Origin of the sequence: Acuticoccus sp. (assembly GCF_965213555.1) — a bacterium.
GTDB lineage: Bacteria > Pseudomonadota > Alphaproteobacteria > Rhizobiales > Amorphaceae > Acuticoccus.
In genome coordinates, this window is sequence record NZ_OZ243890.1 from 976,346 (window position 1) to 999,701 (window position 23,356).

Sequence of the window (23,356 nt, forward strand, 5' to 3'; positions counted from 1 at the left end):
CGCCTGTCCCGATCCTTGCCGAAGCGATCCGATCATCGGGACATCGCTGTAGCCTAGTGAGCATGGCCGGCGTGGCTGTGGCTGCGCGCTTGCTCCGCCTCCACGGCGACGGTCACGCGGATCGTCGTGCGGTCGAAGGCAAGGTCGACCTCCAGGCTGTCCCCTTCCTGTAGCGGCGCGCCGAGACCGTCGAGGCGGATCGCCAGCTCGTCCGGCGCGAGCTCCAGCGTCCGACCCGGACCGATGGGCAGCGCGGGCAGCGGCGTCATCGTCAGCGTACCGCCCGCGTTCTGCAGCCCGACCATCGTCGCGGCGTCGGCAGCGTCCGATGAGGCGGAGCGCAGCGTCGCTTCGGCCTGCGAGTCGTTGTGGATCTCACCGTAGACGAGCGCGGTCGGACCCGCCGTGGCGTTGGTCCACGCATGGGCGACCTGCAGGCCCGCGGCGGATGCCACGTGGTCCTCTTCGGCATGGGCCGAAGGCGGCAATTGCAGGCTCAGCGCTACGGCGAGCGCGATTTGAGCAGATCGATGCATGGTCCCGCCCATTTCAGCCACGAAGGTCGCCGACCACGTCGCGTGAGGACGCGACGAGCGCCGGAAGCAGCGCGAGCGTCACCGCCACCGTCGCGAAGCCGGCGACGAGGTGGAGCTCGCTCCATCCGATGTGGGCGGTGACGAGGACGTCGGTTCGCGCGGTGACGACGCGCGACAGGACGACCGTTGCAGCCCAGCCCACCGCGACGCCGAGCAGCGCGCCGCCGAGGATCAGCGTTGCGGCGTAGCACCACACGAGGCCGAGCACGAACCGCGCGGGCGCGCCGAGCGCGCGCAGGAGCGCCAGCCGCTGGGCGTAGAGCTGGGTCAGGATGACGAGGCCGGTCAGGACGCCAGCCGCCACCAGCACCTGGGTGACGACGGCGAGGACGGACATGACCTCGCGCACGTCGCCCAGGAGGCCGTGCAGGCGGGAGAGCACCGCGCCCGGGAAGAAGGCCATCACGTTGTCGCGGGTGAACTCGGAGCGCAGTGCGTAGTTCGCCCACAGCTCCTCGGCGCTGACCAGGATGGCGGGCGTGCCGGGGAACGACGCAGCGTCGAAGGGCGGACCGACGGTGCCGTCCCAGTCCGCCCCGTGGCCGCTCGCAAGGCCGTGTACCAGCCAAACGGCCTCCACCGGGACGAGCACCGCGCGGTCCCAAGGGCTTCCGGTCGGCGCCATACGGCCGACGACGGTGAGCCGCTCACCCTCGTGCGCGCCCTCCTCCGCGGCCGCGCCGACGCCGTGGGCGGGCTCGAACGTCGCGCCGACGGCGAGCGGGACGCGCGCCCCGGCCACCGCCTCGGTGACGCTCGCGAAGCTGCGACCCTCGGCAAGGTCTCCGGCGAGGTGGTCAATGAACCCTTCGGTCGTTCCGACCACAGGCGCGCCATCGACGGTGTCACCGAACGCCAAGGGCGCGGCGATGCTCACGCGCTCGTGCGAGGTCACCTCCTCGTACACCGCGCCGGACAGCAGCGGCACGTCCGCCGGCTGAAGGTAGACCGCGGCGAAGAGCATGGTGACCTCGCTGCCCGGCGCGGCGAGGATGAGGTCGAACCTTCTCCGCCGCCCGCGCCGTGCCCTGCCGCAGTCCGCGCTCCTGGGCGATGAGGCCGACGCCGAGCCCCACCGACACCGCGATGAGCGCGGCGAACAGGAGGTTGGTCAGTCGAAAGCGCCACAGCATCGCTCGGACGAGGGCGAACGGACGATGCCCGGCGACGAGCACGATCCCGAGCGCGAGTGCCGGCAGGAGGAGCGCCGCAAGGAGCACGCTGTCCTGGGCAATCGGCGGCAGTGCCTCCCATGCGGTGCGCAACGGCTCAGGGATCATCTTGAGCTTCGACGACCTCACCAGCCTCGATGGTGATCGTCGCATCCATGGCGGCAAGGAGTGACCGGTCGTGACTGACGCTGATCAGCGTTTTGCCGCCCGTCCGCGCCACGCCGACGAGGTCAGCAACGAGCGTCCCCTTCGCGGCCGCGTCGAGGCTCGCGGTCGGCTCGTCGGCGAGGAGGACGGACGGATCGCCGGCGAGGGCCCGCGCGAGGCTGATGCGCTGGCGCTCTCCGCCCGAGTACGAGCGCACGGTACGCCGCCCGGCCGCGATCCCGAACGCATCGAGGTGGCCGGTCGCACGCCGACGAAGGCCGTCTCGCCGAGAGCGCGGCGCGAAGGCGGCGGCGAGCGCCGCGTTGGCGAGCGCCGGCAGCTCCTCGAAGAGCAACGCGTCCTGGAAGACGAAGCCGAGCCGCTCGCGTCGGAACCGGGCGCGCCGGCCGCGTGGGAGGGACAACAGGTCGACGTCGCCCCACACGACACGACCGGAAGCCTTCGGCAGAAGCCCCGCGAGCGCGTAGAGCAGGGTGGTCTTGCCGGCGCCGGAGGGTCCACGGACCCCGAGGGACGTCCCGGCAGGCACGTCGAGGGAGGGGACCGTCAGGATCGTACGGTCGTCGTCGCCCCGCACGACGAGGTCGCGGACCGCAAGCGGTTCGGCCACCGACGAGCGGACCGACGGTGCGCGGCTCACGCGCGCTCATAGACCGCGTCGGCCAGCCTCACACGCGACAAAAAGCCCGTGTTGGGATCGCGGTGATCCCCGAGCTGGAGCTCGCCGCGCGTGAGGATGGGCACGTTGAACGGCACGACGTCCACGGTGCGCTTGGTGTAGATCGCGAGGATGTCGTCGGGCCACTCCGCCGACGTCTCGCAGAACGGACAGACCGACATCGGCCGCTTGGTGAGGACGAAGAACGGCGCCTCCGCCTTGAGGGGCGGCGCCATGAAGCCCCGCACCGCGATGCGTTCGCCCTCGCTCACGAGGGCGAACTGCGAGAAGGAGAGGTCCTTCTCGTAGAGGTCGCGCATCCGGACGGGTCCGTTGGCACCCGCGGGCAGGATCGGCATCGCAAGCACGGCCGCTCCGGCCGTGAGGAAGTGGCGGCGGTTCATGTTAGACCTCCGATCGTCTGCCCCAAACATCGGCGGCTCCAAGCGGCTATCAAGGGCAGCTGGCCTTTTGGTGGGCCACGGGGCCCCGCGGCCCACCAACGTCCAAGTCAGTTCGGGCGGGCCTCGCCCTCGCCGGCGATCGACTCGGTGGCGTCCTCCCTCGCCTCCTCGGCGATCGGCAGCACGTCCTGTGCCGTGCGCGTGTTGGTGTCCGCTCCGGTCCCCGCATCGACCGTTTCAGAGGCCCCCATGGCGGCGTGGTGCATCACGTGGAAGATGTAGTTCTGCTCCACCGTGCCATCGAACAGGTGTGCGAACGGACCCTTTGCGTAGACCGCGACGTCCTCGCCGGAGTGCGTCTCGGACGACATGGGCACGAGCGCCTGCTGCAGGTACTCGGGGTCCGTCGCCTCCTCCTGGGTCACCTCGCGGCGCTCGCCCGAGTAGGTCCCGTCGGGCTGCTCGATGAGCACCGAGCCCGGGCCGTTCAGGTAGCCGATGACGGAGTAGGGCTTGCCGTCGTCGCCCATGTTGAGGGTCTCGGCGTGCTCGACCTGGCCCGGCGCGATCTCGTAGCACAGCCCGAGGATCGGCGAGCCGCGGCCGCAGTAGCCGTTGAACGCGATGGCGTGCTCATGGTCCGCGGTGACGATGATGAGCGTGTCGGCGTCGTCGGTCAGCTCGTCGGCGGCGGCAACGGCCTCGGCGAACTCCACGTTGTCGGTCATCGTGCGGTACGCGTTGCCGGCGTGGTTGGCGTGGTCGACGCGGCCCGCCTCGACCTCGAGGAAGAAGCCCTCCTCGTTCTGCGACAGGTGCTCGATGGCCGCGCGGGTCATCTCCTCGAGCGAGGGCTCGCCGGTGCGGTCGTACTCGTACTTGAGGTGGCTGTCCTCGAACAGGCCGAGCACCGGGGTCTCGCCGTCGAGGGTGAGGGACGCAAAGGTCTCGTCGTTCCAGGCGTACTGGACGCCGGCGTCCTGCGCCTCCTGGATGAGGTTGCGGTTGTCGTCGCGGCGGCCCTCGCCGCCCTCCTCGGTGTTGACGCCCACCGGAGCGAAGTGCCGCCGCCCGCCGCCCATGGCGAGGTCGATCACGCCGGCCTGCATCTGGTCGAACAACTGCACCGCGATGTCGCGGGACTCGGTGCACGCGGCGGGAAGCTCGGCTGAGTCCTCCCAGTCGCGGCTGGCCGTCTTGGCGTACACCGCGGCCGGCGTCGCGTGGGTGATGCGCGCGGTCGAGACGACGCCCACCGACTTGCCCTCGGCCGCCAGCATCTCCGCGAGCGTCGTCAGCTCGTTGCCGGCCTCGGTGGCGCAGTCCTCGTGGATGGCCGCCTCAGGATCGAGGTTGATCGTGTTGAACACCTGCTTGACGCCGGTGTTCATCGCGCCGGCGGTCGGCGCGGAATCGGGCGTCTGAGCGTTGACGTTGTAGGTCTTCACCAGCGCCAGTGCGGGAACGTCTCGTGGCTGAGGACGTGCTCCTCGCCGAGCCCGCCCGCCTCCTGGCCGGCGAAGATGCGCGTCGCGTAGTTCGTCCCCACGCCGTTGCCATCGGACACCATCAGGATGATGTTCTTGGCACGGTTGGTGTTGGGCTGGCGATCCAGCATCTGCTGCAACACCGTCTGCGCGTCGGAGTACCACTGGCTGCCGGTCTGCGCCTGCGGCAGCTGCGCGTCCTGCGCGCTGGCGAAGCCGACGCTCAGCGCGAGCGCCGACGTGGCAAGGACGAACGTCTTCATGGGGGCCTTCCTCGACTGACGGATGGTCAGCCCTAGCCTAGCTTCGTTGTGTGACGCCTTGATCACACGTCGGGGCATTGGGTCCCGCGCACAGAGGGGTCGAAGGGTCGGCCTCGATGCGGTTGGGTGCCCGGGCAAACTCACCTTCAAGACGGTAGGTGGCGATCGCGGTACGCGACAGGACTTGGTTCTGCTCCTCCTCGGCTAGGTCCGCGATCGCCGCGCGCCACGTATCCATCACCTCGTCGAAGGTCGCGCAGAGGGCATCGACGGGGAAGTTCGACGCCACCATCGTGCGATCCGGGCCGAACATCTCGACCACCTCGCGCGCGATCCTGCGGTTGGCCTTGCGCGGCCATGACTGCTGCGCGGTGCCGAGGCCGGAGACCTTCACCCGGGCGCTCGGAAGCGTGGCGAACCGCGTGAGTGCCGCCCGCCAGGCCGCGAGGCCCTCGGCGCTGCGGTCCGCGGGCAGCCCGGCGTGGTTCAGGACGATGAGCGTGTCCGGCGCCACCTCGGCAAGCTCGAGCGCCTCGTCGAGGTGCCACCACGGCGTCTGCAGGTCGAAGGCGAGGCCGAGGGGGCCGAGCATCGCATATCCGCGGCGGAAATCGGGGTCGACCATCCCACCCGGTGCGTCGTCGTCCGGTCGCGCGTTGGCCCGCGGCTTTTGTCGGACGCCGCGCACCAACGGGTAGCGCGCGTGCGCCTCGAGCACGTCTTCCACGTCCGCAGCGTCGAGGAAGGCGCGCGCCACGTGCGCATCCGGCATCCCCGTGTCCGCGGCGACACCGCTCATCCAGGCGGACTCCGCCACGGGGTCGGCTGGATCCCACTCGCCCTCCATGGTGATCGAGGCGACGACGTGCTGCCCGCGCGCCGCCTCGCGGTAGTCGCTCGGCAGGAAGGGCCGCGCGATCCGCGAGTAGTCCCCGTAGCGGAACGGGATGGCGGGACGCTCCACAAGCCACGGGTTCCGCGTGCGCGGCGGATCCCACAGGTGGTGGTGCGCGTCGACGACCGGCAGCCGCCCCATGTCGCGCTCAGGCGGACGCCGGGACGAGCGCGCCGTCGAGGGCCTGAGCGAGGCGCGCGAGGCGAGGCTCGCGCGGTGGCACCGTCGGCGTCGCATGGAGCACCAGCCGATGTGCGAGCTGGAGCGCGCGCCGCATGGCGCCGGTCGACGCAACGCCGCGCCCTGCGATGTCGTAGGCGGTGCCGTGCGCCGGCGTCGTGATCGGGAACGGGAAGCCGCCGATCAGCGTCACGCCGCGGTCGAAGCCGATGAGCTTCACCGCCACCTGACCCTGGTCATGGTACATCGTGAGGACGGCGTCGAACTCGCCCTTCAGCGCGCGCACGTAGACGGTGTCGGATGGGATCGGCCCGGCGACGGCGTAGCCCTCGGCGCGCGCCGCCTCCACCGCGGGGCCGATGACCTCGATCTCCTCGGTGCCGAAGTTGCCGCCGTCCCCGGCGTGGGGGTTGAGCGCGGCGACCGCGATCCGGGGCGCCTCGTGGCCGGCGCCGCGCATGGTGGCGTCGGTGAGCCTGATGGCGCGGCCGATCCGCTCGCCGGTGATGAGCCCCGCGACCTCCGCCAGCGGCACGTGGGAGGTGACGCGCGCGTTCCATACCTCGTCGAGGACGTTGAACTCCGCCCCCTCGACGTCGGCGTCCAGGCGTCGCTGGACGTGCGCGATCTCGTCCACGTAGCGCGGCTCGGCGAGGCGCATGGCCTCCTTGTTGAACGGCGCGAAGGCGACCGCATCGACGACCCCCGCGGCGGCGAGCGCCAGCGCGGCATCGAAGTTCGCCAGTGCGAAGGCGCCGCCCTGCCGGCTCGCCCTGCCGATCGGCGTCGCAGCGTCGTGGTGAGCAAGGTCGAGGATCGCAGCCGTCCCGTCCGGCCAGCGCGGCGCTCCTGGGTCGAGGCGCGGCAGGTCAGGGGCAGGAACCGACGCGGGCAGCGTGCCGAAGACCCGCGGATCGCCCACCACCAGGATGTCGGCGTCCGGCAGCTCCGGCTCGGCGAGAACCTTGGCAACGAGCTCCGGTCCGATGCCCGCGGCGTCACCGATGGCGAGCGCGATCAGGGGGCGTTGGTCCATGGTTGGCTCCTCCTCGCAGAACGCTAAGGTCTACGGAACTAGGCCGCGCCCTCGGGCACGGTAGGCCTCCACGGCGCACCGAACACCGGCTCCTTCGGCGGGATCGGCGGCAGCTCCCAGGTCCCCGTCGCCGGCGGCCGCACGTCAGCGTCCACGTGGACGTCGATGAGCGAGGGGCGGCCCGACGCCACCGCAGCCTCGAGCGCGCCGGCGAAGTCCTCGGACCGCGTGACCGTGACGCCGTCGGCGCCCGCGGCCCGCGCCCACGCCGCGAAGTCGGGGTTGTAGGGCGCCTTGTTCGCCCCGCTGTAGAACGCCGTGCCGATCTCGCGGCCGCCGAACAGGCCGTACTGGATGTCGCGGATGGCGCCCCAGGCGAAGTTGTTCCACACCACCCACACCGCGGGGATGTCGTACTCCACCGCGGTGCAGAGGACGTGGGGGACCATCGCGAAGCCGCCGTCGCCGCACACCGCGACGCAAGGCCGGTCGGGCGCCGCGAGCTTGGCGCCGAGCACCGAGGCGGGGCCGAAGCCCATCCCCGAGTAGCCCCAGGTGTTCAGCATGGTCTGCGGCTGGCGGGCCTCCCAGAACTGCATAAACCAGTTGTGGTGCACGCCGGAGTCCAGCGTCAGGATGGCATCGTCCGGCAGCACGCTACGGCAGTCCGCGACGATGCGCTCCGGCCGGATCGGGCTTACGTGGCCGGCGAACCCGGGCGCCACGAACGCGTCCCACTCGGCCCGCCAGCCCTCGATGCGGTCCCGCCACGCGCCGAGCCGCTCGCCGGGCGTGACGCCACGGCCCGCGAGCTCGGCGAGGAGCTGGGCGAGCACCGTGCGCGCGTCGCCGAGGATGCCGAGGTCGGGCGGGAAGTTGCGACCGAGCTCGGCGTGGTCGACGTCGACGTGGATGAGCTTGGTGGTCGGGAAGTTCCACGAGTAGCCCGGCAGCCAGGACGAGGCCGACCGGTCGTCGAAGCGCGCGCCGACGGCGAGCACCAGGTCGGCGTGTCGCCCGGCCTGGTTCGCGGGGTAGGCGCCGTTGCGGCCGATGAAGCCGAGCGACAGCGGATCGCGCATGTCGAGGCAGCCCATGCCGTTGGGTGAGGAGATCACCGGGACGGACAGCGCCCGAGCAAGCTCGGTGAGCTCGGCGGACGCGCCCGACAGGGTGACGCCGTGCCCGATGAAGATCACCGGCCGCTCGGCGTCGAGCAGCATGTCCATCGCCCGCGCCACGTCCTGCGGCGAGGCGCCGGAGCGGCGCGCGCCGTGGCCGAGGCCGGGGGCCTCGAGGGCGACGTCCGCCTCCTCCTGGAACAGGTTGAACGGCACGTCGAGGTTTACCGGGCCTGGCCGGCCCGACAGCATGGTGTCGACGGACTGGCGCAGGAACAACGGGAGCTGCTCCACCCGGGTCGGCTGGAACGAGCGCTTCACCACCGGCTTCAAGACTGAGTTGAAGTCTGCCTGGTAGTGCCGGTTCAGCTCCTGGAACGGCCCGCGGTTGAACTGCTGCGTCGGCACGTTGGCGGTGATCGCGAGCATCGCCGAGCTGTCGGTCTGCGCCACGGCGAGGGCCATCACCATGTTGGCCGAGCCAGGGCCGCACGAGGTCAGCGTCGCGGCCGGCCGGTGCGCCACGCGGAAGTAGCCGTCCGCCATGTGCCCGGCCACCTGCTCGTGCCGCGGCGAGATCAGCGTGATGCGCTCGCGCGCTCCGCCAAGGGCATCGAGCATGCCGACGTTGCCGTGGCCGCAGATGCCGAAGACGTAGGTGATGCCGTCGCGGATCAGCGCCTCGGTGATGATCTCGCCGCCCTTCATGGAGGCCATGTCCGCTCCTTCTCGTCGCGCTTCAGTCGGTGGGCGTGCGTGGGGTCGCGGGCGGGCCCGCGGCGGACAGCTCCGGCGTCGAGGCCGCACGCCGCGCCCGTCCGCGCACGAGCGCCACGAGGGGCGCGCTCCACACGATGATGGTCACGACCGCAAGGACGGCGCCGATGGGGCGCGAGACGAACACCATGAGGTCGCCGTCGCTCTTGAGGAGGCTCGTCACGAAGTTGAACTCGATCATCCCGCCGAGCACGATGCCGAGGATCGCCGGCGCGAGCGGGATGTCGTTCTCCTGCATAAGCCAGCCGACGACGCCGAACACCCCCATCACGACGACGCCGTAGATCGAGCCCTCCACCGCGAACGACCCGACGACGCAGAACAGGAGGATGACGGGAAGGAGGACGCGCTGCGGCACGGTCAGCATGCGCTTGGCGGCGCCGATCGCAAGCAGGCCCAGCGGCAGCAGGAGGAGGTTGGCGAACAGGAACGCGGCGAACACGGAGTACATGAGCTGGGGCTGGAAGAGGAAGATCGTCGGCCCCGGCTGCAGCCCCTTCATGAGGAGGACGCCGATGGCGATCGCGGTGATGGTGTCGCCCGGGATGCCGAACACCAAGGCGGGCACCCACGCGCCGGCGAGCGCCCCGTTGTTGGCGGCGCCCGCCTCGGCGATCCCCTCGGTGGAGCCGCGCCCGAAGCGCTCGGGCGCCCGCGAGGTCTTCTTGGCGACGGCGTAGGCGATCCACGCGGCGATGTCCGCACCCGCGCCAGGCAGCGCGCCGATCAGGGTGCCGCCGGTCCCGCCGCGCACGATGCCGAACCAGTGGCGGCCGGCGGTGCGGACGACGCCGTCCCGCGGATCGCCCCGCACCTGCGGCGGGATCGCGCTGTCCGAAAGCGCCGCCCCGGACGACAGGTTGCGGATGATCTCCGACAGCGCGAACAGTCCGATGAGCGCGGGGATGAAGCTGACGCCGCCCATGAGGTCGGTGGAGCCGAAGGTGAAGCGCGGGTGCCCGGCGACGGTGTCGACGCCGACGCATGCCACGAAGAGCCCGAGGAACAGCGAGGCGAGCCCGCGCAGCACCGTCCCCTCGCTGACGATCACCGCGCACGACAGGCCGAGCGTTGCGAGCCAAAAGTACTCCACCGACGAGAAGCCGAGCGCGAACCTTGCGAGCGCGGGCGCGGCCAAGGTGAGCACCGCAACGCCGATCAGCCCACCCACGACCGCGGACACCAGCCCCACGCCGAGGCCGAGGCGTGCGCGCCCCGCGAGCGTCAGCGCGTGGGCGTCGTCGACGTAGGCCGCCGACGCCGGCGTCCCTGGGATGCGCAGGAGCGCGCCGGGGAGGTCGCCGGCGAAGATCGCCGAGGTGGCGACTGCGATGACCGCGCCGATGGCGGGCAGCGGGTCGAGGAAGAACGAGATCGGCACGAGGAGCGCGGCGCCCATCGTCGCCGTAAGGCCAGGGATCGCGCCGAGGAGGAGGCCGAACACGCTGGCGAGCACCATGGTGACGACGACCTCGGGATCGAGGACGGCGAGGGCGGCGGCCGCGACCACGGACCCGTCCATCTCAGAACAGCGCTCGCTCGAGGACGCCGTAGGGCAGCGCCACCCGCAGCAGCGTGCCGAAGGCGTACTGCACCGCGAACGAGGCCGCGACGCCGACGGCGAGCGCCAGCCAGACTTGCACCCCGAGGAGGAGCATGAGCGGGCAGACGACGAGGATCGACGTCGCGAGGAAGCCAAGGTGTGGCAGGAGGACGATGAACGCGACGACCGCCACGACCGGACTGACGGCCTTCGCGGCGCGGGGGACCGAGCGCAGGAACGGCGCGAGCTGGATGGCGGGACCGGAGGGTCCCACGAGGCCGCGCGCGGTCAGCGTGACGCCGATGGCCGCGAGCCCCACCCCGACGAGGGTGGGGAAGAAGGCCGCACCGTAGAGCTGCCCGGAGGGCGAGGGGAAGGTCTGCGCACGCGCTGCGATGGCGACGCCGGACGCGGCGATGATCAGTCCCAAGAGCCAGTCGGCGAGCTTCATGGGCCCTCCCGAGCGTAGCGGTCCGCTCGTCCAGCGGACGCCAGACGGGCGGGCGCTCCTACTGCGCGAGGCCGAGCTTCTCGATGACCTCGGCGGCGTCGGTCGCGACGCCCTCCGCGAACGTGGCGAACTCCTCGCCGCACTCGCCGGCGGGGGTGTAGCCGCGGTTCTCCATGAACGTAGCCGAACTCCTCGCTCTCGAACACGTTGGTGGCCGCCTCGATGAGCGACGTGCGCACGTCCTCGGGCAGCCCGTCCGGCCCGACGAAGCCGAACCACGTCGCATAGTCCCAGTCGGTGCCGGTGGCCTCGCCGAGGGTCGGCGTGTCAGGGAACGGGTCGATCCGCTCGGGGGACATGATGGCGAGGATCTTGACCTGCCCGGCGTCGGCGAGGGGCTTCGCCTCGGCGGGCGCGCCGGTGAACAGGTTGATGCCCCCCGCGACGAGGTCCTGCAGCGCGGGAGCGCCGCCCTTCGACGGCACGAAGCGCACCTTCAACGGGTCGACGCCCTCGCTGTTCAGCCACCCGGCGACCGCGAGGTGCCACGCTCCGCCGACGCCCGATCCGGACGAGGTGTAAGCCCCCTCCGGCTCCGCCTTGATCGCCTCGAGCAGCGCCGACGCGTCCTCGTGCGGCGAGTCGGCGCGCACCGTCACGCTCCCAGGCAGCGAGGCGAGGCGGCACAGCATCGTGAAGGAGGCCGGCGTCATGTCGGACTGCCCGAGCGGCTCGTAGCCGGTGAGCTCCACCGTGCCGATGCCGAGGGTGTATCCGTCCGGCTCGGCGGTGACGATGGCGGAGTGCCCGACCACGCCCCCGGCGCCGGTGCGGTTGACGACGTTGACGGGTTGGCCGAGCTCCTCCTCCAACAGCGCCGAGAAGGTGCGGGCCAGCGTGTCCGTCCCGCCGCCCGCGCCCCATGGCACGACCATCGTGATCGGACGATCCGGATAGGCCTGGGCGGGTGCCGCGAGGGCGAGGAGCGCGGCGGCTGCGCTGGCAGCGGCGATGGCGAGCTGACGTGGCATCGGGTCCTCCCGTTGAGGTGTCGGCGTCTGACGCGCCGTTCCGCCGGGGACGCTAGGACCGTTCGCCGCGGGCGGCAAGCGTCGAGGTCTTGGACGCCTCAGTGGTCGGCGAGGAGGCGCCCGTAGCCGCGCCGCCGATCGTCGATGCCCGCGGCGCGCAGCGTCGCCCACCACAGCGCGACGTTGACCGAGACCACCGGCTTGCCGAGCCGCGCCTCCAACCCCTCGACGAGGCGCGCGGCGGCGATGGAGGTCCCGACGTGGACGAGCGCCTCAACCCCCTCCCCGTCCACCTCGCGCATCGCACCCTCCAAGGCCTCCGGCGTGATGTTGACCACCTCGTCCTCCACCGGCGCGCGCAGCCCCCTGATGGCCGCCACGTCGTAGCCGGAGCCGGTGAACCACTCCGCCACGTGCCGGTCGGCGAGGGGCATGTAGGGGGACACGACGGCGATCCGCCGGGCACCGAGCGCGTCGAGCGCCCTGGCGACGGCGTCGGGCGGCATCGTGACGGGCACTCCGGCGGCCGCGGTAAGCCGCTCGCGCAACGCGTCGCAGCCGGCGATGCCGCCCCAGAAGCACGGCACGGCCATGGCCATGACGACGCGGTCCGGGTTGCACGCCATCAGCCGGGCGAGGGCGGGCAACAGGTCCGCCTGGGTCGCCTCCACGATGGCCGCGGCGTCCGCGTCGGACGAGAAGGTCTGGTTCGGGATCGCGATGCGTGCCGCCATGTGGGTGACGCCGGGCACCGCCATGGTGCAGAACTCCGGCTCCACCGAGCTGTTCGTGGAGGGGACGAGCGAGCCCACCTTGAGGCGCGTGCCGAGGATGTCCGGCATGGTGCTCCTTCCTGCCGCATCGCGCTCGACGGGCTGCCTGGACGGGCGCGGGGGCCCATCGTACACATTGCCCGTCCAGCACGAAGCGTCGGGAGCTCGCGATGGCCGACGCGATCCCCATCGCGGTTGTCACCAAGAACCGGACCAATCCGGCCTACGTCGGGGCGAGGCAGGGCGTCGACCGCCTGCTCGCCGGCCTCGGCGCGGTGGCTAGGCACTACGTCCCCGAGGTGCCGGACGACGTCGACCAGCAGGTCGCCCTCATCCACCAGGCGCTCGCCGAAGAGCCCGCCGCGATCCTCCTCGCGCCATGCCACAGGACGCGCCTGCACGAGGCCGTCGCGGCGATCGCGGACCGCGGCGTGCCGCTGTTCGAGATCGTCAGCGAGGTGGAGGCCTCGCCCGCCCTGATGTTCGTCGGCTCCGACAACGCCGCGCTCGGCGCCGCGATGGCGCACCGCATGGCCGAACACCTCGGCGGTCGCGGACGCGTCGGCATCGTCGACGGCCACCCCGACGCGGAGACGGCAGGCCCACGGGCCCGCGGCTTCCGCGACGCGCTCGCCGCGCACCCCCACATCGACGTCGCGTTCGCGGTCGCCGGCAACTACCAGCGGGACGACGCCGAGGCCGCGGTGCGCGAGGCGCTCGGCCGCGGAGCCCGGCCCGACGGGGTGATCGTCGCCAACGACTACATGGCGCTCGGCGTGATCGACGCGCTCGACGAGGCGAGGCTCAAGGGCGTGCCCGTCATCGGCGCCAACGTCACGCCCGCGGGCGTCGCGCTGATCCGGTCGGGGCGCATGCTCGCCTCGGCGGCGTTCGACGCCCTCTCCATGGGCGCCGTGGCGGCGGAGGGCGCGGTCCGCCACCTGCGCGGGGAGCCCGTGCCGCGTCGCGTGACGTTGCCCGCCGAGCTCGTCGACCCGTCGAACCTCGACCGGTGGGACCGCGACTATGCCGACCGGACGACGATCGGCTGGGACGAGGCCGTCGGCGAGTGATCCGGCCCCGTGGCTCGAGGCGCGGGGCGTGAGCCGGAGGGAGGTCGACGTCGTCGTGCTCGGTGCGGGCGCGGCGGGCATGTGCGCCGCGCTGGTGTGCGCCGTCGAGGGCCTGTCCGTGCTCCTCCTCGAGAAGGAGCTCCAAGTCGGCGGGACGACGGCCTGGTCCGGCGGCATGGTCTGGGCGCCCATGACGGACGTCGCGCGCCGAGCCGGCTACACCGACGACGCGGCCGACGTGCAGCGTTACCTCGACGCGCTCGTGCCGCGGACGGCCGATCGCCAGCGGCTCGAGGCGTTCCTCGCCGCGGCCCCCGAGGCCATCGCGTACCTCACCGCGCGCACCGCCGTCGTGTTGCAGCCGGTGGCGCGCTACCCCGACTACTACACCGACCTCCCTGGTGCGACGGAGGCGGGACGGGTGCTCGAGCCGGTGCCGCTGGACGCGACGCTGTTGGGTCCGCACCTCGCGCTGCTCCGCCGTCCGCTGCCCGAGTTCGCGCTGTTCGGCGACATGATGGTGGCGCGGGCCGACCTGCCGCACTTTCGCAACGGGCTCGCCGCGCCGCGCTCGACGTTCGTCGTCGCCTCGCGCCTCGCCCGCTACGCCTGGCAGAAGGCGCGGCACGGGCGCGGCACGACGCTCGTGCTCGGCAACGCCCTCGCCGGGCGGCTCCTGCTGTCCCTCGTCAGGGCGGGGGTCAGCCTCGAGACCGGCGCCGAGGTGGATGAGCTCCTCTGGGATGGCGAGGCCGTGGCCGGCGTGCGGACCGTGACCGGCGAGGTCGGCGCACGCCGCGGCGTCGTGCTTGCCACCGGCGGCTTCACCCACGACGCCGGGCGGCGGCGCGTGCTGCTGCCCGCCCGCGCCGAGGCGAGCGCGACGGCGAGCGGCGCGAGCGGCGACGGGGCACGGCTGGCCGAGGCCTGCGGCGCGCGGTTCGCAGAGGCCGCCGAGGGCAACGCGTTCTGGGCCCCGGTGTCGCGCTACCGCCGCCCCGACGGCAGCGAGGCGGTCTACCCGCACACGGTGACGGACCGGGCCAAGCCCGGCCTCATCGCGGTGGACGATCGCGGCGAGCGCTTCGTCAACGAGGCGGTGTCCTACCACGAGTTCGTCCGCGCGATGCTCGCCCACGACAACGCGGGGGGCGCTTGGCTCCTAGGCGACGCGCGGTTCCTGCAGCGCTACGGCCTCGGGGCGGCCAAGCCGATGGCGCCGTCGCTGCGCCACTTCCTCGACCAGCGTTACCTCGTCCGCCGCGGGACGGTGCGCGAGCTCGCCGTCGCGCTCGGCCTGCCGGCGGACGCTCTGGTGCGCACGGTGGACCGCACCAACGCGGCGGCGGCGCGCGGCGAGGACCCTGAGTTCGGCCGCGGGTCGACCGCCTACCAGCGCTTTCTCGGCGACGCGGACGTCACGCCGAACCCGTGCGTGGCACCGCTCGTCCGGCCCCCGTTCTACGCCGTGCGCGTCGCTCCTGGGGACCTTGGCGCGGCCGCAGGGCTCATGACCGACGCGTCGGCGCGGGTCCTCTCGCAGGACGGGCGGCCGATCGCCGGCCTCTACGCCTGCGGCGCGGACGCGCTTTCCGTCATGGAGGGGAGCTACCCGGGCCCGGGGATCACGCTCGGCCCGGCGCTTACCTTCGGCTACCTTGCAGCGCGCGACCTCTCCCGCACCGTGCCGGAGCGAGCGGGGCGCGCTTAGGTCCCGAACCCATGGTCGAGACTTCCCAAAGCGCCGCGAAGATGATGCAAAGTCTCGTCGGTCGGAAGCTTGTTCGTGGCGCGGTACGATCGGAGCGACGTCGAGCGGTCGGACATCAAGCTGATTTTGCCGCCGGTACCACCCGGATGGCAGCACGTCGATGACCGGCGGGGGCGAAGCGGCCTGCTGGGTTCCGCGCACCGGATCGCCCTGGCGCGACCTGCCATCGCGTCACGGCCCGTCGACGACGGTCGACAAACGCGACGACGGAAGGGCCGAGCGCGGGGTCTGGCTGGCGATCTTCGAGGCGCTCGCCCGCAGGGAGCCGGCCGCGTGACAGCGGATCGACAGCTCCATCGTGAAGGCCCATCAGCACGCCGCCGGCGGCAGGGGGCTCGGATCACGCCATCGGCCGTTCCCATGCGGGACTGACGACAAGGCCCCATGCCGTCGTCGACGAGCCTGGCCTGCCGATCCGCTTCGTGGTGACGCCCAGTCACGCCTCGGACAAGGCGACAGCTGCGGTGCTCCTCGACGGCCTGGCCCTCGCGTCCGGCATCGTCGCCGACCGGGGTGACAGCGCCAAGGGGTTGATCGATTCGTGTGCCGGGCGCAGGGCGCGGACGCACAGTCCGGCCCGCCGCAACGTGCGCGTCAGGCGCACCGTCGCGCCCGATCTCTGCCGACCGCGCAACCTCGTCGAGCGGCGCCTCAACACGCTCGAGCCCTTCCGCCGCGTGGCGACCCGCTTCGACAAGCTCCCCACAACTTCGTGGCCGCCGTTGCTCTGGCCTCCTCGCGACCTTGGCTACGGCCGCCATGGGTCCATGACCTAGAGCGGTTTGGGGTTGGGTGGAACAACCCAACCCCGAGGAGATCGCTCCCAATCAACGAGCTAGAGCGTCTTACGTGGGTTTGGGAAGACCCATGATGCTCTCGCTGCGGAAACTATGAAGGTTGTTCATCCGGGGCCGGGATGTGGGCTGCGGTTACCACGCACCCGAGCCCTGACCGAAAGACCGGACGAACGTGCGCGTGAAGGCTCGCATGACCCATCATGGTCGGGTCCTTCCCGTGCACCGCGTGCGGCAGGACGGCTGGCGCGCCGATGCGCGCCGAAAGCAGCTCCGCCGGACAGCGCTTGACCCAGCAGGCCAATCGTTGGTTGCGTGCACGGAACTGCGGATGCGGCACCACCGTCCACGCCGCGCAGATGCTGAACCGCCGCTGGATCGGCATCGACGTCACCCACCTCACCAACAACCTTACCCAGCGACGCTTGCGCGACGCTTTCGAAGGCGACGCCATGCTCGAGCTGCGCTGCGTACCCACGCGGCGGCAACAGGGCCGCCGACTGCGGCATCGCCGGTGTCCTCTCCATGGAGGGCGAGGGCCGCAAGACCATAGAAGCGCGTGATCTCGGTGAGGGTCGGTGAGCCGTCTCTGGTCCAGAGGATCCGCGACCTGCGCGGCACCATGGAACGCGAGGGCGCCGCCAGGCCGGGACCCGCCCCCCCGCCAAGTGTGAAATCGGCCGCCTTCGCCGGTGGTGTCGCTTCGCCGCACCCCTCCATCGCCGACGGGGAACTCTGGAGGGGAGCGCAGGCCACGGCGGGAAACCACCGGACGCCCGCGCGGGGGTAGACCCCTCGGCGTCCCCATCGAGCGGGTGGGACGCGTGGGTTCGCCCACACACTTAACCTATCGAGGGCGAACCCACGCGTCCCTCCTCGACCGCCGCGGCGGCTGCGGCCATCCTGCGTGGGCAACGCGCACGGGATCCCTACACGGTCGCGGGCACCCGGCTTGGCGCTTGTTCCGCGACCGAGGAGGCGACATGATCGACCCGTCCGCCAACGCCTACGGCGCCCCCCCACGGACCGAGGCGCGTCCGACGGGAAGACGCCCTGAAACTCCTCTGCGGCGCCGCCGGATCGCCCGAACGCGACCTCGGCGCGGCAGACGAGTTCTGGCCCTCGTCGCGACGAGCGTGCCGGCCGATGCCCCCCGGCCGAGCGCGCCGCCCCCGCGTCATCCCATCCTGCGCCGGCACGACAAGGGGCCACGCCGTCACGTCTTCGCCGGCGCGGCGCCCCCGCCGGAGCGTCCGCGGCGGGCGAAGCCGCCGAAGGTGTCCGCCAGCGTCGAGCACTTCATGGCGGCGAACCTTGCCGTGCGCCTCATCAAGCTTGCCCTCGCCGAGGCCCACCGTGGCCACGCCGCGCGCGACCGGGAGGGCCGATGATCCATCCTCGCAACGCCCTCCCCGGGCGCGGGGCGCGGCTCGGCTTCAGCGTTCGCGGGCCTAGGCGCGCCCGTCCGGTAGGCGGGCCGCGGCGGTGACGGCTCGTGGCGCGACGCGCGCCGCCCTCGCCGCGATGTTCGCCGTGGCGGGCGCCTTGCACTTCGCGCTGACCGATGCGTTCGCCGCCATCGTGCCGGCGCTCGTCCCCGCGCCGCGCGCCGTGGTGCTTGTTACGGGGGCGCTGGAGCTCGCGTTCGCCGCCGCGGTCCTCGTCCCATCGATGCGGCGCGGCGCTGGCGTGCTCCTCGCGCTCTACTGCGTGGCGGTGCTGCCGGCCAACGTCACCATGGCGCTCGATCCGGCGCTCGGCCTCGGCCTGCCGCCCGCCGTCCTGTGGGCACGCGTCGCGCTGCAGCTCCCGCTCATCGCGCTCATCGTGTGGGCAACGCGCAAGCCGTGACGCGCGTCACGGCAAAACGGGGCGCCGCCGGCCATCTTCCGGTCATCGACAAACGGAGGATGTCATGAACAGCGTCGCCGCCACCCTCTTCGCCGCAGTCGCCCTCACGCTGACGGCGCTCACCGCGAGCCTCACCGCACCCTCACCGGCCATGGCCGATCCGATGACGGTCGCGGTCGCCCCCGTCCCCCCACCGAGCCCCGCGCGCTGACCTTGCCCGATGAGGATGCCGGACCCGCGACCACACATGAGGAGTTCCCCATCAGCGCACGGGGGTCGGCGTGACGAGCGGCGCCGAGCGCGTGCGCAGCTGCATCAGGTCCTGCCGACGCACCGCGCGGTCCCGAAGCTCGCGGGACTGCTCACGCGCTTCGATGCGCTGCTCCAGCTGGCGGACCTGCGTCTCCCGCCGCATGTCCTGCTGGATCAGCCGGTTCTCCATCATCTCGATGGGCTGGGCCGTCGCCGCCCCCGCCCACAGCACCGCCCCGATCACGACGATCCGCGCCATTGTCCGCCCTCCCACAACTGCCTCAGTCCCTCGCGATAGGTCGGGTACGCGAGCGCGACGCCAAGCTCCCGCTTGATGCGTCCGTTCGCCACCCGCTTGACCTCACCGTAGAACGAGCGGGCCATGGGAGACAGCTCCGCTGCCTCGAACGGCGCCTCCGGCGGTGGCTCGCGGCCCATCATCGCCGCGGCGTAGGCCACCACGTCCTGCGGCGGCGCGGGCTCGTCGTCGCTGACGTTGTAGAGCCGGGCCGCGGGCCGCGCCGCGGACGCCTCGAGCGTCGCTGCGATGTCGTCGACGTGGATGCGGTTGAACACCTGGCCCGGCTTCACGATCCGCTTCGCGCGCCCCTCCTCCAGCGAGACGAAGGCGTTGCGACCTGGCCCGTAGATGCCGGCGAGGCGGAAGATGCCGACCGGCACCCCGGTCCGGCGGCCGAGCGCGCTCCACGCCGCCTCCGCCTCGAGGCGCCAGCCGGCACGGTCCGACACCGGTCGGCACGTCGACCGCTCGTCCACCACCGCGCCGGCGTGGTCGCCGTAGACGCCGACGGTGGACAGGTAGCCGATCCACCTGAGGTCCGCGGCGTGGGCGAGGTCGCGCTCCAGCCCCCGCAGGAAGGGGTCGCCGTCCCGGTCGGGCGCCGCTGACACAAGGACGTGGGTCGCCTCGCGCACGGCCTCCGACAGTGTTTGGCTGGCACGCCCATCGAACAGCACCGAGCGGACGCCCCTGGTGTGCACCTCGTCGGCCTTCTCAGCGCTGCGCGTCGTGCCCACGGTGGTGTCCGGCCGCGCCCTGCGGGTGAACGCCCATGCGGTGTAGCCGAAGCCGAGGCAGACGAGCCGCATCCTAGCCATCGGCGAGCGCGTCCCACTCGGCGATCACCATCCCATCGCGCTCGTGCGGGCGCCGCACCGCGCGCAGCGCCTTCACCTCGTCCGCCTGCAGCACCTCACCGGCCGCCCACACCGCGGCGGCGCGCACCTGCGGCGCCTCGTCCGCGGTGCGGTCGATGATGGTGGCCCGGTCGGCGGCAGCGCCGGCGTTGCCCATGGCCACCATGACGTTGCGCACGAACCGCTCGCGGCCGAGCCGCTTCACCGGGGTGCCGGCGTACCGCCTGCGGAAGGCGGCGTCGTCGAGGGCGGCGAGCTCGGCCAGCGGCGCGGGCTCCTCCCCACCGGCGAGCTTGGCCTCCGAGGCATGACGAGCGAAGCGGTTCCAAGGGCACACGGCGAGGCAGTCGTCGCAGCCGAAGATGCGGTTGCCGAGGGCTTTGCGGTAGCGCCGCGGGATCATCTCCGGCGCCTCCACGGTGAGGTAGGCGAGGCAGCGCCGCGCATCGAGCCGGTACGGCCCGTCGAACGCATCGGTGGGGCACACGTCGAGGCAGCGCCGGCACGAGCCGCAGCGGTCCGCCTCGGACGGATCGGCCGGGAGCGGCAGCGTCGTGAAGATCGAGCCGAGGAACAGCCATGAGCCAGCGCGGCGCGACACGAGGTTGGTGTGCTTGCCCTGCCAGCCGACGCCGGCGGCCGCCGCGAGCGGCTTCTCCATCACCGGCGCGGTGTCGACGAAGACCTTCACGTCGCCGCCGTGCCGGGCGACGAGGCGCTGGGCGACGCCCTTCAGCCGCCCCTTCATGACGTCGTGGTAGTCCCGCCCGCGCGCATACACCGACAGCGCGCCGCGGCCCCTGTCGCGCAGCGCCTCGCGGGGGTCGCTGCGGGGACCGTAGTTCATGGCGCAGACGAGCACCGCGCGAGCGTCCGGCCACAGCGCCAGGGGATGGCGCCGCCGATCCACGGTGCCCGCAAGCCACGCCATCGCGCCGTGGTGCCCTGCCGAGATGGCGGCGTCGAGCCGCTCGCCATGCTCCGCGCCGAACGTCGCGGGATCGGCGACCCGAGCCTCGTCGAAGCCCGCCGCCACGGCGTCGGCGACGGCGTCCCGCTTGGCGAGCGCCGGATCAGAAGTCGAGGTCGGCATAGTGCCGGGCGGGGGCAACGAGGCGTGCCTTGTCGCTGAGCAGTGCCCTGAAGGCGGGCCGCGACTTGATGGTCTGGTACCACGCCTTCACCGCTGGGTCGGCGTCCCATGGCGTTTCGCCGAGGTAGTCGACCACCGACAGCGCGGCGGCCGCGGCAAGGTCCGCGAAGGTGAGCGCGTCCCCGGCGAGCCAAGGCCGCGCCGTGGTGAGCGCCCCGAGGTAGTGCATGTGGCCGAGCGCGTTCTGCCTCGCGCTGCGCAGGAGCGTGGAGTCCGGCGCACCACCCCCCCGACGGGACGGGATCTCGACCTTCAGGATGCGCTCGGTGACGAACGGGCTCGCGACCTCATCCTCGAACTTCACGAGGAACCAGTCCACGAGCCGGCGGACCTCGGCCCGGTGGAACGGGTCGGACGGCATCAGCCGCGAGCCGGCGCGCAGCTCGCCGTACCGCTCGTCCACGTACTCCATGACGACGCCGGCGCCGATCAGCGGACCGCGGTCGCCGTCGAACGCCATGGGCAGGGTGAGGCCCGGGTTGACCGCGACGAAGGCCGGGCGCTCCTCCCAGAACGGCTCCAGCACCAGCTCGGTGTCGATGGCGTGCTCGGCGAGGAGGAGGCGCACGAACCGACAGGGGGCCAGGAACGGGTGGTGGTGGAGGATCATCGGCGACACTCGCACGGTAATGAGGCGGCACGCGGCGGGCGAGCGGGCGCACGCAAGTCTGGCGCGATATAGCGGCGCGGACGAGCTTTATGAAGGGCGCACCCATGGACGGTGAAACGATCGCCTCGGCGGTCATCCTCGGCGTGGTGGAGGGGTTGACCGAGTTCATCCCAGTCTCCTCCACCGGCCACCTGTTGTTGATCGGCGAGCTGATCGGGTTCGAGTCGTCCGGCAAGACGTTCGAGGTGCTGATCCAGCTCGGCGCGATCTGCGCCCTGCTGTCGGTCTACACCGTGCGGCTGACGCGCATCGCCCTCGCCCTGCCCCACGACCCGGCGGCGCGCAACTTCGCCGCCGGCATCGTGCTCGCCTTCCTTCCGGCGGCCGTCGCAGGCGTCCTGCTGCACGACTTCATCAAGACGGTGCTCTTCGAGTCGCCGCAGCTCGTCTGCACCACGCTGATCCTCGGCGGCGTCGCGCTGCTCCTCATCGACCGGCGCGCGCCGGCGCCGCGGCACCACGACGCGACGCGCTACCCGCTGTGGCTCGCCTTCGCGATCGGCTGCTGCCAGATGCTCGCGCTGGTGCCCGGGGTGTCCCGGTCGGGCGCCACCATCGGCGGTGCCCTCCTCCTCCGAGCCGACAAGCGGTCCGCGGCGGAGTTCTCGTTCTTCCTCGCGCTGCCGACGATGACCGGGGCATTCGCCTACGACCTCTACGCCAACCGGGACATCCTCACGGTGGACGACGCTGCGGTCATCGCCGTCGGCTTCGTGACCGCCTTCCTCGCCGCTGTCCTCGTGGTGCGGTCGCTGCTCGACTTCGTGACGCGGCACGGGTTCGCCCCGTTCGCCTGGTGGCGCATCGTGGTCGGCGTGCTCGGCTTGGCGCTGCTCTACTATCGCGGGTGAGCGCTCAAGCGGCGCTGCCGGGCTCGGCGAACTGCCCACCGCGGCGATAGGTCCACAGGTAGGTGGGCAGGATCGCCGCGAGGCTGCGTGGCTCGATCCCCGCGGCGGCCAGCGTGCGACCCTCGCGTTCGGCCTCGGTCGAGACGACGTTGTCGGACTTCAGAAGCTCGACCTGGTCGGGCGTCAGCGGCGCGTTCGGCAGCACAGACAAGAGCTTCGCCTGGAAGGCGGCGAGCCCGAACGGCAGCGACACCAAGCGCCGCCGCTGGCGGGTGATCGCCGTCATCATCTCGAGGAGCTCGCGGAACGTCCTGACGTCCGGTCCCCCGAGCTCGTAGGTGCCGGGTGCGATGGTGCCCTCCACCGCGGCCGCCGTGAAGGCGCCGACGTCGCCGACGTACACCGGCTGGAAGCGCGTGTGGCCGCCGCCGATGAGGGGAAGCACCGGCGACAGCTTCGCAAGCTGGGCGAAGCGGTTGAAGAAGTCGTCCTCGGGGCCGAACACCACCGACGGCCGCACCACGACCGCGTCGGGGTACGCACCCAGCGCTGCGCGCTCGCCGGCAGCCTTGGTCCGCGCGTACTGCGCCGCCCCCTCAGGGTCCGCGCCGATGGCGGACATCTGGACGAAGCGCGCCACGCCCGCCGCCTTCGCAGCCTCCGCCACGGTCCGCGCGCCCTGGTCCTGCACCGCCTCGAACGTCTGCCTGCCCGTCTCGGCAAGGATGCCGACGAGGTTGACCACCACGTCGGCGTGCTCGACCGCGGCGGCGACGCTCCCCGCATGGCGCACGTTCGCCTGAACCGGGGCAATCTGCCCGACGCCGCCCATGGGCTGCAAGTGGCCGACGAGGTCGGGCCGGCGCACGGCGATCCTGATGCGCCAGCCGCCCTTGGCGAGCGCTCGCACGACGTATCGTCCGACGAAGCCCGAGCCGCCGAAGATCGTCACCAGCTTCGAAGGGTTTCGCTCCATCGTGCTCCCGTCCCGCGTGTCCGGCATGGGTTAGGGCGTCGTGCCGGCCGGGGCAACGGCGGGCTGCGGTCCGCGGCGTGCCGGCCGACCATGCGGGGCTGGTGAGCGAGTTGACGAACCTGTAGCCGCCCTATAGGTCGCATTCCGTCAGCGCACCGTGCCCAGGTGGCGGAACTGGTAGACGCGCACGGTTCAGGTCCGTGTGCCGCAAGGCGTGGAGGTTCGAGTCCTCTCCTGGGCACCACCCAGCAT

At 72.1% G+C, this 23,356-nt stretch carries 23 protein-coding genes, 1 tRNA gene and 1 pseudogene; 8 read left to right on the forward strand and 17 right to left on the reverse strand.

Annotated elements, in window-relative coordinates:
* Positions 1 to 53: 53 nt before the first annotated feature.
* The 12 genes and pseudogenes from ACOOE8_RS04770 to ACOOE8_RS04825 form a co-directional block, all read right to left on the reverse strand.
* Positions 54 to 455 (reverse strand): copper chaperone PCu(A)C, encoded by a 402-nt coding sequence (locus ACOOE8_RS04770; protein ID WP_420393708.1) that lies wholly within the window; start codon positions 453 to 455, stop codon positions 54 to 56.
* 94 nt (positions 456 to 549) lie between these two features.
* Positions 550 to 1,560 carry an ABC transporter permease gene (locus ACOOE8_RS04775; RefSeq protein ID WP_420393709.1) on the reverse strand — a complete coding sequence of 337 codons (1,011 nt, stop codon included), beginning with the start codon at positions 1,558 to 1,560 and terminating at the stop codon, positions 550 to 552.
* A gap of 305 nt (positions 1,561 to 1,865) precedes the next feature.
* A complete protein-coding gene (locus tag ACOOE8_RS04780) occupies positions 1,866 to 2,576 on the reverse strand; it encodes an ATP-binding cassette domain-containing protein (RefSeq protein ID WP_420393710.1) in 711 nt (236 codons plus the stop codon).
* Positions 2,573 to 2,998, reverse strand: coding sequence for a hypothetical protein (locus ACOOE8_RS04785; RefSeq protein ID WP_420393711.1), 426 nt, complete (start codon positions 2,996 to 2,998; stop codon positions 2,573 to 2,575). The genes ACOOE8_RS04780 and ACOOE8_RS04785 overlap by 4 nt, the downstream gene beginning before the upstream one ends.
* 107 nt (positions 2,999 to 3,105) lie before the next feature.
* Positions 3,106 to 4,826, reverse strand: a pseudogene (locus ACOOE8_RS04790) (alkaline phosphatase).
* The gene (locus tag ACOOE8_RS04795; protein ID WP_420393712.1) at positions 4,786 to 5,784 is read right to left on the reverse strand and encodes an amidohydrolase family protein; all 999 of its coding nucleotides are present in this window, start codon (positions 5,782 to 5,784) and stop codon (positions 4,786 to 4,788) included. The pseudogene ACOOE8_RS04790 and the gene ACOOE8_RS04795 overlap by 41 nt, the downstream one beginning before the upstream one ends.
* Positions 5,785 to 5,791: 7 nt before the next feature.
* Positions 5,792 to 6,859: a 4-hydroxythreonine-4-phosphate dehydrogenase PdxA gene (locus ACOOE8_RS04800; protein ID WP_420393713.1), complete on the reverse strand. Its 1,068-nt coding sequence runs from the start codon at positions 6,857 to 6,859 to the stop codon at positions 5,792 to 5,794.
* A 38-nt stretch (positions 6,860 to 6,897) separates the two neighbouring features.
* Entirely contained in the window at positions 6,898 to 8,697 is a 1,800-nt protein-coding gene (locus ACOOE8_RS04805; RefSeq protein ID WP_420393714.1) for a thiamine pyrophosphate-binding protein, read from the reverse strand.
* A gap of 22 nt (positions 8,698 to 8,719) precedes the next feature.
* The gene (locus ACOOE8_RS04810; RefSeq protein ID WP_420393715.1) at positions 8,720 to 10,267 is read right to left on the reverse strand and encodes a tripartite tricarboxylate transporter permease; all 1,548 of its coding nucleotides are present in this window, start codon (positions 10,265 to 10,267) and stop codon (positions 8,720 to 8,722) included.
* A 13-nt stretch (positions 10,268 to 10,280) separates the two neighbouring features.
* A complete protein-coding gene (locus ACOOE8_RS04815; RefSeq protein WP_420393716.1) occupies positions 10,281 to 10,751 on the reverse strand; it encodes a tripartite tricarboxylate transporter TctB family protein in 471 nt (156 codons plus the stop codon).
* Positions 10,748 to 11,782, reverse strand: coding sequence for a tripartite tricarboxylate transporter substrate binding protein (locus tag ACOOE8_RS04820; RefSeq protein WP_420393717.1), 1,035 nt, complete (start codon positions 11,780 to 11,782; stop codon positions 10,748 to 10,750). The genes ACOOE8_RS04815 and ACOOE8_RS04820 overlap by 4 nt, the downstream gene beginning before the upstream one ends.
* Before the next feature lie 98 nt (positions 11,783 to 11,880).
* Positions 11,881 to 12,624, reverse strand: coding sequence for a maleate cis-trans isomerase family protein (locus ACOOE8_RS04825; protein WP_420393718.1), 744 nt, complete (start codon positions 12,622 to 12,624; stop codon positions 11,881 to 11,883).
* Between the two features lie 101 nt (positions 12,625 to 12,725).
* Between ACOOE8_RS04825 and ACOOE8_RS04830 the strand changes: the two genes are divergently transcribed.
* From ACOOE8_RS04830 to ACOOE8_RS04855, 6 genes are all read left to right on the forward strand, one after another.
* On the forward strand, positions 12,726 to 13,628 hold the full coding sequence (locus ACOOE8_RS04830) for a sugar ABC transporter substrate-binding protein (RefSeq protein ID WP_420393719.1): 903 nt from the start codon (positions 12,726 to 12,728) through the stop codon (positions 13,626 to 13,628).
* A gap of 28 nt (positions 13,629 to 13,656) precedes the next feature.
* A complete protein-coding gene (locus ACOOE8_RS04835) occupies positions 13,657 to 15,339 on the forward strand; it encodes an FAD-dependent oxidoreductase (RefSeq protein ID WP_420393720.1) in 1,683 nt (560 codons plus the stop codon).
* Positions 15,340 to 15,499: 160 nt separating this feature from the next.
* Entirely contained in the window at positions 15,500 to 15,676 is a 177-nt protein-coding gene (locus tag ACOOE8_RS04840) for a transposase (RefSeq protein ID WP_420393721.1), read from the forward strand.
* 91 nt (positions 15,677 to 15,767) lie between these two features.
* The gene (locus ACOOE8_RS04845; RefSeq protein WP_420394628.1) at positions 15,768 to 16,175 is read left to right on the forward strand and encodes a transposase; all 408 of its coding nucleotides are present in this window, start codon (positions 15,768 to 15,770) and stop codon (positions 16,173 to 16,175) included.
* 1,503 nt (positions 16,176 to 17,678) lie between these two features.
* Positions 17,679 to 18,044: a hypothetical protein gene (locus ACOOE8_RS04850; RefSeq protein WP_420393722.1), complete on the forward strand. Its 366-nt coding sequence runs from the start codon at positions 17,679 to 17,681 to the stop codon at positions 18,042 to 18,044.
* A 64-nt stretch (positions 18,045 to 18,108) separates the two neighbouring features.
* Complete coding sequence (locus ACOOE8_RS04855) at positions 18,109 to 18,255, forward strand: hypothetical protein (RefSeq protein WP_420393723.1); 147 nt, start codon at positions 18,109 to 18,111, stop codon at positions 18,253 to 18,255.
* Between the two features lie 51 nt (positions 18,256 to 18,306).
* On the opposite strand, the gene ACOOE8_RS04860 is transcribed toward ACOOE8_RS04855, so the two are convergent.
* The 4 genes from ACOOE8_RS04860 to ACOOE8_RS04875 are packed head-to-tail and all read right to left on the reverse strand — an operon-like array spanning position 18,307 to position 21,217.
* Complete coding sequence (locus ACOOE8_RS04860) at positions 18,307 to 18,555, reverse strand: hypothetical protein (protein ID WP_420393724.1); 249 nt, start codon at positions 18,553 to 18,555, stop codon at positions 18,307 to 18,309.
* Entirely contained in the window at positions 18,537 to 19,406 is an 870-nt protein-coding gene (locus ACOOE8_RS04865) for an SDR family oxidoreductase (RefSeq protein ID WP_420393725.1), read from the reverse strand. Before ACOOE8_RS04865 ends, ACOOE8_RS04860 begins: the two co-directional genes overlap by 19 nt.
* Before the next feature lies 1 nt (position 19,407).
* Positions 19,408 to 20,547, reverse strand: a complete 1,140-nt coding sequence (gene queG, locus ACOOE8_RS04870; protein ID WP_420393726.1) for a tRNA epoxyqueuosine(34) reductase QueG — start codon at positions 20,545 to 20,547, stop codon at positions 19,408 to 19,410.
* Positions 20,528 to 21,217, reverse strand: coding sequence for a glutathione S-transferase family protein (locus tag ACOOE8_RS04875; RefSeq protein ID WP_420393727.1), 690 nt, complete (start codon positions 21,215 to 21,217; stop codon positions 20,528 to 20,530). Before ACOOE8_RS04875 ends, queG begins: the two co-directional genes overlap by 20 nt.
* Positions 21,218 to 21,321: 104 nt before the next feature.
* On the opposite strand from ACOOE8_RS04875, the gene ACOOE8_RS04880 reads away from it, so the two are divergent.
* A complete protein-coding gene (locus ACOOE8_RS04880) occupies positions 21,322 to 22,128 on the forward strand; it encodes an undecaprenyl-diphosphate phosphatase (protein WP_420393728.1) in 807 nt (268 codons plus the stop codon).
* A 4-nt stretch (positions 22,129 to 22,132) separates the two neighbouring features.
* On the opposite strand, the gene ACOOE8_RS04885 is transcribed toward ACOOE8_RS04880, so the two are convergent.
* On the reverse strand, positions 22,133 to 23,104 hold the full coding sequence (locus ACOOE8_RS04885; protein WP_420393729.1) for a complex I NDUFA9 subunit family protein: 972 nt from the start codon (positions 23,102 to 23,104) through the stop codon (positions 22,133 to 22,135).
* Positions 23,105 to 23,263: 159 nt separating this feature from the next.
* On the opposite strand from ACOOE8_RS04885, the gene ACOOE8_RS04890 reads away from it, so the two are divergent.
* Positions 23,264 to 23,348: transfer RNA gene (locus ACOOE8_RS04890), tRNA-Leu, on the forward strand.
* The last annotated feature ends 8 nt before the right edge of the window (positions 23,349 to 23,356 follow it).